The organism is Pseudomonas sp. (assembly GCF_033723075.1).
GTDB lineage: Bacteria > Pseudomonadota > Gammaproteobacteria > Pseudomonadales > Pseudomonadaceae > Aquipseudomonas.
This window is the reverse complement of record NZ_JAWVXU010000046.1, coordinates 1-10235: the sequence shown is the minus strand read 5'-3', so window position 1 is coordinate 10235 and position 10235 is coordinate 1. Positions and strand designations below refer to the sequence as shown.

The window sequence follows — 10235 nt, the reverse complement described above, 5'->3', positions numbered from 1 at the left end:
GCGGCAGATCCGACCGCTGTCTATGGCAAAGGCGGCGCCAATACTGCCGCGATGGCGTGCGCCACCTGCCATGGTGCCGAGGCTGAGGGCATGGCCGCAGCCGGATTTCCGCGGCTTGCCGGTTTGTCCGCCGTCTACATGCAAAGACAGCTGGCCGATTTCGCTTCCGGTGAACGCGCCAATCCGATCATGCAATCGATCGCTGCCGCCTTGAGTCCCGAGGAAGCGGACGCCGTCACGACGATGCTCGCCAACAAGCCGCGACCCGACGTCGAGCGAATCGGCCGCACGGCTGCGGCTCAAGGCCTTGGAGAAACACTGGCACTGCGTGGCGCATGGGAGCGCAACATCCCCGAATGTGTCTCCTGTCATGGACCTGGCGGTGTGGGTGTCGGCGATTCCTTTCCTCCACTCGCGGGGCAATCCGCCCAGTATCTGTCCTCGCAGCTGATCGCCTGGCGCCAAGGCACCCGTAAGAACGATCCCAACGACCTGATGGGCCACATCGCTCGTGACCTCACCGAGGACGAGATCAAGGCCGTCTCGGCATATTTCGCCAACTTGACCGACACAGGAGCAGGAAGATGAGAGCTCACACAAGCGCCTTGCTGCTGTTCGCATTTGCCATGCCTGCACATGCGGCCGACATCGCAATGGAGGATCAGTCGCAGATTCGCATCGGCACAGGAGAACCCGCCAGCCGCACGTATTTTCAGCCCCCGCAGGAAAGCGAGCTCCCGGACAACGCCTTTGGAAAGCTGGTGCAGGAAGGCCGTGCCATCTTCGTCGATACAAAAAACCGTGCGCCGGAATATGTAGGTAACGGCCTTGCGTGCGCCAACTGCCACCTCGAGCAGGGGCGAAAAGCCAACTCCGCACCGCTGTGGGCGGCGTATACCATGTACCCGGCGTACCGGAAGAAGAACGACAAGGTGAACACCTACGCCGAGCGGTTGCAGGGGTGTTTTCAGTTCAGCATGAACGGCAAGGCACCGGAAGCGGACGGTCCGGTAATTGCGGCCCTCTCGGCCTATTCGTACTGGCTCGCGACTGGCGCACCGACCGCTCAGGGGCTGCCAGGCCGCGCCTATCCGCAAGTGCCGCAACCCGAAGGCGGCTATGACCTTGCTAAAGGGCAGCAGGTCTACACCGCGCAGTGCGCGGTGTGCCATGGCGAGAACGGCGAAGGGCAGAAGTCAGGTACCGATTATGTGTTCCCGCCGCTTTGGGGGGCGGACTCGTTCAATTGGGGCGCAGGCATGCACCGGATCAATACGGCCGCGGCGTTCATAAAGGAAAGCATGCCCCTGGGCAAAGGCGGCAGCTTGTCGGATGAAGAAGCCTGGCATGTGGCGGCATTCATGAACAGCCACGAACGACCTCAGGACCCGCGCCTGATCGATGGCTCGGTAGAGAAGACTCGCGACAAGTATCACGCCAATGATGGCGTGAACCTGTACGGCGAGACGGTTAACGGAAAGCTGCTGGGCAAGGGTATCTAGCCCGGCTGAGTGGTCTGTGGTGGCGGAGGTCGATGGAGTGCCTGCCTGGGGTACTCTGCCTCTCCGCCATCCGCTGGCAAATGAAGGCCTTTGTTTCTTGCCGCTCCTCTCGCTCCCCCTGGGATAGGTGGCTGTCGCGCTGATCTTTGCTCATGGCAGCAGATACCTGTCCTGGCAATCAGGGTAGCGGGATGTGTCAAGGCAAAAAGCACTATCATCCGAACGGCCGTTTTTTGCCGAAGTCGGCCCCCGCACCGGCCCCATCTATGGCCTCACGCAGGCAATGCACAAGCGCACGAGCGCGAGCGCGAGCGCGAAAGGGGCAAGGTTGGACAGCGTTCTGGCCCGGCAAGGCCGCCGGGAAGACGGGTGGGATGGCGTTGCCGCGGCCTGCTCTCAGTCGCGGTAGAACACCTGCACCAGGTGATAGCCGAACTGGCTCTTCACCGGGCCATGCACTTCGCGCAGGGGTTTCTTGAAGATGACCTGGTCGATCGCCCGTACCATCTGCCCCGGGCGCACCTCGCCCAGGTCGCCGCCGCGTTTGCCGGACGGGCAGGTGGAGTACTGGCGCGCAAGCAGGTCGAAGGCCTCGCCGGCGGCGATGCGCTTCTTCAATGCGGCGGCTTCTGCTTCGGTTTTCACCAGAATATGGCGGGCCATTGCTTTTGCCATGACGAGTTCCTCATTTCTACCGGACGCGTATTGTGCCAGTGTTTGCTGCGCCATCAGAATGACGTCACTTTTCAGGTTTGCCGGATTATCCGGGTCACGGGCGAATCCTGGCCTACTGTATTAAATCCAATCGACGGAAGCGCTGCTCATGGATATCCACTCAATGCTGAAAATCCTGGCCAGCCAGGATGGTTCCGACCTCTATCTGTCCACCGGTGCGCCGCCGTGCGCCAAGTTCAATGGTGTGCTCAAGGCGCTCAGTCAGGAGTCCCTGAAGGCCGGTGAGGTGGCTGCCATCGCCGAGGCGGTGATGGATGTCGCCCAGCGTGAGGAGTTCGAGCGCGAGTTGGAGATGAACCTGGCGATTTCCCTGGCCGGGGTCGGGCGCTTTCGTATCAATATCTTCAAACAGCGCAACGAGGTGTCCATAGTCGCGCGCAACATCAAGCTGGATATCCCCAAGTTCGAGGACCTGAAGCTGCCCGAGGTGTTGCTCGGTACCGTCATGGAAAAACGCGGCCTGGTGCTGTTCGTCGGCGGCACCGGTTCGGGCAAGTCCACCTCGCTGGCGGCTCTGATCGACTACCGCAACCGCAATAGCGGCGGCCATATCATCACCATCGAAGACCCCGTGGAGTATGTCCATCGGCACAAGAAATCGATCATCAATCAGCGTGAAGTGGGGGTCGACACCCGCAGCTTCCATGCGGCGCTGAAGAACACCCTGCGCCAGGCGCCGGATGTGATCCTGATCGGCGAGATCCGCGACCGCGAGACCATGGAACATGCACTGGCCTTCGCCGACACCGGCCACCTGGCGATTTCCACGCTGCACGCCAACAATGCCAACCAGGCACTGGATCGGATTATCAACTTCTTCCCGGAGGATCGCCGTCCGCAGTTGCTCAACGACCTGGGCAACAATCTCAAGGCTTTCGTGTCCCAGCGCCTGGTCAAGACCATCGATGGCAAGCGTCGCGCTGCCGTGGAGGTGTTGCTCGGGACGCCGACCATCCGCGACCTGATCAAGCGCAACGAGTTTTCCGAGATCAAGGAAATCATGGAAAAGTCGAAGAACCTCGGCATGCAGACCTTTGATCAGGCGCTGATCGACCTGGTCAATGAAAACGCCATCGACGAAGAAGAAGCGGTGAAAAATGCCGACTCGGCGAACAACGTGCGGCTTAAACTCAAGCTCTATCGTGACAACCCGTCCACTGCCAGCCCTGCCGCAGCCGCATCAACTGCTGTTGCCGCTCCAGCGAAAGCTGTCGAAGCTGGCGACTGGGGGCTGGAGTTGAAACTGGAATCCATGGACGAAGAGCAGTTGCCGGAGGATCCGGGTCGCCAGGGCATTTAAGCACGGCTGGCAGTTGGCTGAGTCTGTCGCTGCTACTCACCCTGGCGGCGAATATCCACACGCAAGGCATGGATGAGGGCGCGGCCAGTACCTACACGAAATAATGCTTGTTCGTGGAGTTCCAGCACTTGTGGTGCATTGCTGCTGCCCAGGTGCTCGGTGATGATCGAGAAGACCAGGATGCCATCTTCTGCAGCCAGCAGCTCTGGCTCGGCGCGTCGATAGCGATAGGTCTCGACGCGGTCGAAGGTTGCTTGCCAGAGCGCTGCCCACTCCGAGTGGCTCAGGTTGTTCCAGGCAGAGCTGTCGGGGAGGCGGACACGAATCTGCGCGTCGGGGCTGAGCATACCGACGATGCCCTGCGCATCCTGTGCTTGTGCGGCGCTGTCGATGGTGGAGAGTGTCTCGAATATCGCCGTCTTGTTGACTGCACTTGGCGCCAAGGCAGACTTCGCCGAACCTTCGAGGGTGCCGAGGAATTGCCGCGCCGATTGCTCTCCTTGCCGGTCGGCGCTGCGAATCCAGCTGAGCCCCTGCAGTTGCTCGCCTTGCTGGTAAAGCTGTTGCCCCAACAGCCATTGCGCGGCGCTGTTGTCCGCCTCGGCCGAACGGCGGTACCAGTCCATGGCGGTTGCCTTGTCGGCTGGGACTCCCAGGCCCTGTTCATAGGCCCTGGCCACCTCGAACATGCCGGTGGCATCGCCCGCCTCGGCGGCGCGCTGATACCACTGCAGGGATTTTGCCTGATCCCGAGCGACGCCCTGACCGGCAGCATGCATATTGCCAAGGTTGAGCATGCCTTGGCGGTTGCCGGCCTTGGCCAGCTTCAGATAACGAGCATAGGCCTCATCGTATTGGCCCATTTTATAAACCGCATAGGCCTCCAGCACCTGGACCATTTCCTTGGCAACCCTGTCCTGGGGCGCGGCCAGACTTGAGCCCGAGCACAGCATCAGCAAGAGCATGCCGGTACGGCAATGAAGTAGCGGTGCGCTGAACATGGGCGATCACTTCCTGCATCTTGGGGTGTGCCCCCCGCGTGGGGGCAGCATGGGCTCGACGCTAGCAAGTACCCGGGTGTGCGTCTCTAGCTCGAAAGTAGTGCGTAGCTACGACTATGGCCGCGAGTGCTGGCCAGGCACGGCTAGCTGTTGTCGGACGAAGGGCTGAGAGCTCTCGCCTGCTGCGACCGCCCCCTGGCGCCCGCTGCTGGCGTTGTGCTACGCGAAAAACAGGGGGCATTTAGCTCACCAGCCCCCCTGCTTTCACGCAGCATGCAGGGCAGTGCGGTCGGCGATCCGTTCGAAGCCAAGCGACCGCTTGCCGGATTTGCACCGTGCAGGCGAACCACGCTGCACTGCTTTCGGCGACTGACACCCTGTCTATGGATTGCGCGCTCGAGGTAATGGGCCGGAGCCAGGGCGCCTGGGCCCGCAGCAATCGAGCGTTTTTCACACCCGCTCAGCTTTGCAGCTGAACCAGATCGCGGAACAGCTCCAGCGCCTGGGGATTGGCCAGGGCGTCGGTGTTCTTCACCGGCTTGCCGTGCACCACATTGCGCACCGCCAGCTCGACGATCTTGCCGCTGATGGTGCGCGGGATGTCGGCCACCGCGATGATCTTGGCCGGCACGTGGCGCGGTGTGGTGTTGCTGCGGATCACCTGGCGGATGCGCGCCTGCAGCTCGTCGCTCAAGGCCACGCCCTCGCGCAGACGAACGAACAGCACCACGCGCACGTCATCGTCCCAGTCCTGACCGATGGCAATGGATTCGAGCACCTCCTCGACCTTTTCCACCTGGCGGTAGATCTCGGCGGTGCCGATGCGCACACCACCCGGATTCAATACGGCATCGGAGCGGCCGTGGATCACCAGGCCGCCGTGGAGGGTCTCTTCGGCATAGTCACCGTGCGCCCAGATACCGGGGAAGGTCTCGAAGTAGGCGGACTTGAACTTGCTGCCGTCCGGATCGTTCCAGAAGCCCACCGGCATCGAGGGGAAGTGCTGGGTGCAGACCAGTTCGCCTTTCTCGCCTGTGACGGGCTGGCCGGCGTCGTTCCACACCTGCACGTCCATGCCCAGGCCCTTGCACTGCAGCTCGCCGCGCCATACCGGCAGCAGCGGGTTGCCGAGAGCGAAGCAGGAGACGATGTCGGTGCCGCCGGAAATCGATGACAGACACAGATCGCTTTTGATCTCGCGGTAGACGTACTCGAAGCTCTCGTGGGACAGCGGCGAACCGGTCGAGAGGATGGCCTTGAGACGCTCCAGCTTGTGGGTACTGCCCGGTTTGGCACCGGCCTTTTCCAGGGCGGCCAGGTACTTGGCGCTGGTGCCGAAGATGCTGATGTTTTCCGCGTCGATCAGGTCGATCAGGCGTTCGGCGCCGGGGTGGAAGGGCGAACCGTCGAACAGCACCAGGGTGGCGCCCAGGGCCAGGCCCGAGACCAGCCAGTTCCACATCATCCAGCCGCAGGTGGTGTAGTAGAACAGCGTGTCGGCGGCCGACAGGTCGGTGTGCAGGCCGAGTTCCTTGACGTGTTGCAGCAGTACGCCGCCGGTGCCGTGGACGATGCACTTGGGTACGCCGGTGGTGCCGCTGGAGTAGACGATGTACAGCGGATGGTCGAAAGCCACCGGGGTGAATACGGGCTCGCCACTGGGCTGGTAAAAGTCCTGCCAGAGCGTGACCCTGGCTGTGGTCTGGAAGTCGCTCGGCCTGGCCTCCGGGTTGGAATAGGGCACCACGAGCAACTGCTGCAGCGAAGGCAGGCGTTCGAGTATTTCGTTGAGTTTGCCGGTCAGGTCGAGGTTCTTGCCGGCATAGCGGTAGCCGGCGGCGGCGATCAGCACCTTGGGTTCGATCTGGCCGAAGCGGTCGATCACCCCCTGGGTACCGAAGTCCGGCGAGCAACTCGACCAGGTGGCGCCGAGGCTGCTGGCGGCGAGCATGCCGACCACCGTCTGCCAGGTATTGGGCATGAAGGCCGCTACCCGGTCGCCCACCCCTACACCTGCTGTGCGCAGGCTGGTTTGCAGGCCGGCGACATGGCTGGCCAGTTGCGCGTAGGACAGTTGCTCACGCGATCCGTCTTCGCCGATGGCGACCAGGGCCGGGTGACTGTCGCGGCGGCGCAGCAGGTGTTCGGCGAAATTCAGGGTGGCGCCGGGGAACCAGTGTGCGCTGGGCATGGCTGGACCTTCATCGAGAACGCGCTGCGGTTGCGCGCTAAAGCGAATCTCGAAGAATTCGACGATGGCCTGCCAGAAGGCTTCGCGCTGGGTCACGCTCCAGGCGTGCAGGGCCGGGTAGTCAGGCAGTTGCAGGCCGTGGCGCTGGTTGACGAAACGACGGAAGGCGTCCATCCGGGTGGCGGCCACACGTTCCAGGGACGGGGTCCAAAGTGGTTGATTCATCTGTCCTCCCAGTGCCGCTGAATAATCGGCAGCCGCAGGCTACGGATGGCTGCATGAGGTGTCATTACATAATGGCACGCAGCCGCGGGCGTTGCCGTGTCAGCTGCCGTCAGCTCTCCTCCGGCGGTGACCCGATCCGCGGAAGATTCAGGCTGTTCCAGTCCGTGACGTGCAGCAGTACATCGCTGAGGGCCTGGGCCGCGCTCGACAACTCGTGCCCGGCCAGGCGCAGCAGGCCGACGCGGCGTTCCACCCGCGGTTCGGAGAGGACGATGCAGCGGGCGCCGAGCTCTTGCATCTGCTGGATGCACAGGCTCGGCACCGCGCTCACGCCGAGGCCTTGGGCGACCATGCGGCCGACGGTCACCAGCTGGTGGCTCTCAAAGGCCACCGGCAGTTTGCCATGTTGGGCCGCGATGCTTTCCTCCAACAGCAGGCGCACCGCAGACGGGCGTTGCAAGGCGATGAAGTTCTCTTGCAGCAACGCCGCCCAACTCACTTCGGGCCACTCGGCCAGCGGGCAGTCAGCAGGTACCACCGCGACAAAACGGTCGGTATAGAAGGGGATAAAGTCCAGGCCATCGAGGGATTCCGGCTCGAAGGCAATACCCAGCTCGACCCGGCGGTTGCGCAGCATCTCCAGCACTTGTTCGTTGATGACGTCATGCACCGCCACATTGACCTTCGGATGCCGCGTGCGAAACGCCTTGAGGGCAACCGGCAGCAGGTTGCCGGCGAAGGAGGGCATGGCGGCGATGGCAACCTTGCCCAGTTGCAGGGTGAAGTGCTGGCGCAGCAGTTCCTCGGTGTTGTCCCAGTCGGCCAGCAGGCGTCGGGCAATCGGTAGCAGCAGTTCGCCTTCGGGGGTCAGGCTGACGCTGCGGGTGGTCCGCACCAGCAGCGGGCCGCCGAGGGATTCTTCCAGGTTTTTTATTGCCAGGCTCAGCGCCGGCTGGGACAGATGCAGGCGCGTGCACGCCTGGACGAAGCTCAGGCTCTGGGCCACGGCGAGGAAGGCACGCAATTGCTTGACGGTCATTGGTTTGTTTTTCTGATTAATGGCTTATAAAAACAAACTTAACAAATCAATCCGACGGGGTGAAGCTCTCACTTGCTTTAGAACCTGTTTCGGCGCGCAGCAGATCCGCGACAGCTTCTCACGGCAGCATGGCTGCCGAACCAACAACGACAAGAGGCGCAGCGATATGAGTGGACTCGACAAGCGGGTAGGCAGTTACGCAGAGGCCCTGGCCGGCCTGACCGACAACATGACTGTGCTGGCCGGCGGCTTTGGCCTGTGCGGCATTCCGGAGAACCTGATCGGCGAAATCCGCCGTCTCGGCGTGCGCGGCCTGACCGTGGTCTCGAACAACTGCGGGGTCGACGGTTTCGGCCTCGGCGTACTCCTGGAAGACCGCCAGATTCGCAAGATGATCGCCTCCTACGTCGGCGAGAACGCCCTGTTCGAGCGGCAGTTGCTCAACGGCGAACTGGAGGTCGAACTGACTCCGCAAGGCACCCTGGCGGAGAAATTGCGCGCCGGTGGCGCCGGTATCCCGGCCTTCTTCACCGCTACCGGATATGGCACCCCGGTTGCCGAAGGCAAGGAAGCGCGCGAATTCAATGGCCGCCATTACATCCTGGAACCGGCCATCACCGGCGACTTCGCCATCGTCAAAGGCTGGAAGGCCGACCACTTCGGCAACGTGATCTATCGCCACACCGCGCAGAACTTCAACCCTATGGTGGCCACCGCCGGGCGCATCACTGTGGTCGAGGTGGAGGAAATCGTCGAACCCGGCGAACTCGATCCGGCACACATCCACACCCCGGGCATCTACGTCGATCGCATCATCCAGGGCCGCTTCGAGAAGCGGATCGAAAAGCGCACCCTGCGCGCCTGAGAACCTATCAGGATCGGCTGCGCGTCGGTCCGGCTGCGTTGAAATCGGACTCGAACTGCTCATTTAGCACGCGTAAATTCCGCGTCCTCGTCCGATTTCGCCTTGCCGGCCTCTAGCTCGCTCGACCCTGACCAGGTTCTTCCGTCACTGAATAATTTGAGGAAGTACAAATGGCACTTACCCGCGAACAGATGGCTCAGCGTGTGGCGCGCGAATTGAAAGATGGTTACTACGTCAACCTGGGCATCGGCATCCCGACCCTGGTGGCCAACTACGTGCCGGAAGGCATCGACGTGATGCTGCAATCGGAAAACGGCCTGCTCGGCATGGGCGCGTTCCCAACCGAGGATGAACTGGACGCCGACATGATCAACGCCGGCAAGCAGACGGTGACCGCGCGTAAGGGTGCGTCGATCTTCTCCTCGGCCGAATCCTTCGCGATGATCCGCGGCGGCCATGTCGATCTCACCGTGCTCGGTGCCTTCGAGGTGGATGCCAACGGCAACATTGCCTCCTGGATGATCCCCGGAAAATTGATCAAGGGCATGGGCGGCGCCATGGACCTGGTTGCCGGCGCCGACAACATCATCGTCACCATGACCCACGCCTCCAAGGATGGCGAGTCCAAGCTGCTCAAGCACTGCAGCTTGCCGCTTACCGGCTGCGGCTGCATCCGCAAGGTGCTCACCGACCTGGCCTACCTGGAAATCGACAACGGCCATTTCATCCTGCGTGAACGCGCCCCGGGCGTGAGCATCGAGGAGATCGTCAGCAAGACCGCCGGGCCGTTGATCGTGCCGGACGATGTCATCGAAATGACTTTCTGAGTACCTCCCCGCTGCGCAGGTCGCCACCACGCATGGCGCCCTGCGCGGCGGTTTTTATCATTTGCAGGATGGGTCGGGCGGCGTTCCGCGAGCGCAGCGATACCCATCGTTTGTCGATGCCACGAACGGCATCGACGCCACCCGCAGGAGTCTCACCATGCAAGAAGTCGTCATCGTCGCCGCCACCCGCACCGCCGTCGGCAGCTTCCAGGGTTCACTGGCAGGCATTGCCGCCCCCGAACTGGGCGCCGCGGTGATCCGTCGCCTGCTGGAGCAAACCGGCCTGAACGGCGCCGAGGTCGACGAAGTGATCCTCGGCCAAGTGCTCACCGCCGGCTCCGGGCAGAATCCGGCCCGCCAGGCGGCGATCCTCGCCGGCCTGCCCCATGCGGTACCTGCACTGACCCTGAACAAGGTCTGCGGTTCGGGCCTCAAAGCCCTGCACCTGGGCGCCCAGGCGATCCGCTGCGGCGACGCCGAGGTGATCATCGCCGGCGGCATGGAAAACATGAGCCTGGCCCCCTACGTCATGCCCAAGGCCCGCACCGGC

General features: G+C 62.6%; 10 protein-coding genes. 6 read left to right on the top strand and 4 right to left on the bottom strand.

The window, feature by feature from the left end:
- Both R3355_RS24035 and R3355_RS24030 read left to right on the top strand, forming a co-directional pair.
- Nucleotides 1-588, top strand: a 588-nt coding sequence (locus R3355_RS24035; protein WP_318963647.1) for a c-type cytochrome, incomplete at its 5' end; no start/stop codon positions are given.
- A complete protein-coding gene (locus R3355_RS24030) occupies nucleotides 585-1502 on the top strand; it encodes a c-type cytochrome (protein ID WP_318963646.1) in 918 nt (305 codons plus the stop codon). The genes R3355_RS24035 and R3355_RS24030, both read left to right, overlap by 4 nt.
- Nucleotides 1503-1898: 396 nt before the next feature.
- Here R3355_RS24030 and R3355_RS24025 read toward each other — a convergent pair whose 3' ends face one another.
- Nucleotides 1899-2177, bottom strand: coding sequence for a peptidylprolyl isomerase (locus tag R3355_RS24025; RefSeq protein WP_079202230.1), 279 nt, complete (start codon nucleotides 2175-2177; stop codon nucleotides 1899-1901).
- Nucleotides 2178-2325: 148 nt separating this feature from the next.
- Here R3355_RS24025 and R3355_RS24020 point away from each other — a divergent pair, with 148 nt between their 5' ends.
- Nucleotides 2326-3537 (top strand): PilT/PilU family type 4a pilus ATPase, encoded by a 1212-nt coding sequence (locus R3355_RS24020; protein ID WP_318963645.1) that lies wholly within the window; start codon nucleotides 2326-2328, stop codon nucleotides 3535-3537.
- A 32-nt stretch (nucleotides 3538-3569) separates the two neighbouring features.
- Here R3355_RS24020 and R3355_RS24015 read toward each other — a convergent pair whose 3' ends face one another.
- From R3355_RS24015 to R3355_RS24005, 3 genes are all read right to left on the bottom strand, one after another.
- Nucleotides 3570-4538, bottom strand: coding sequence for a tetratricopeptide repeat protein (locus R3355_RS24015; protein ID WP_318963644.1), 969 nt, complete (start codon nucleotides 4536-4538; stop codon nucleotides 3570-3572).
- 460 nt (nucleotides 4539-4998) lie between these two features.
- Nucleotides 4999-6954, bottom strand: coding sequence for an acetoacetate--CoA ligase (locus R3355_RS24010; protein WP_318963643.1), 1956 nt, complete (start codon nucleotides 6952-6954; stop codon nucleotides 4999-5001).
- Between the two features lie 109 nt (nucleotides 6955-7063).
- On the bottom strand, nucleotides 7064-7993 hold the full coding sequence (locus R3355_RS24005; protein WP_318963642.1) for a LysR family transcriptional regulator: 930 nt from the start codon (nucleotides 7991-7993) through the stop codon (nucleotides 7064-7066).
- A gap of 166 nt (nucleotides 7994-8159) precedes the next feature.
- On the opposite strand from R3355_RS24005, the gene R3355_RS24000 reads away from it, so the two are divergent.
- The 3 genes from R3355_RS24000 to R3355_RS23990 all read left to right on the top strand — a co-directional run.
- Nucleotides 8160-8858, top strand: a complete 699-nt coding sequence (locus R3355_RS24000; RefSeq protein ID WP_318963641.1) for a CoA transferase subunit A — start codon at nucleotides 8160-8162, stop codon at nucleotides 8856-8858.
- A 170-nt stretch (nucleotides 8859-9028) separates the two neighbouring features.
- The gene (locus R3355_RS23995) at nucleotides 9029-9685 is read left to right on the top strand and encodes a CoA transferase subunit B (protein ID WP_238043165.1); all 657 of its coding nucleotides are present in this window, start codon (nucleotides 9029-9031) and stop codon (nucleotides 9683-9685) included.
- A gap of 157 nt (nucleotides 9686-9842) precedes the next feature.
- On the top strand, nucleotides 9843-10235 hold a 393-nt coding region (locus tag R3355_RS23990), incomplete at its 3' end, for a beta-ketoacyl synthase N-terminal-like domain-containing protein (RefSeq protein WP_318963582.1).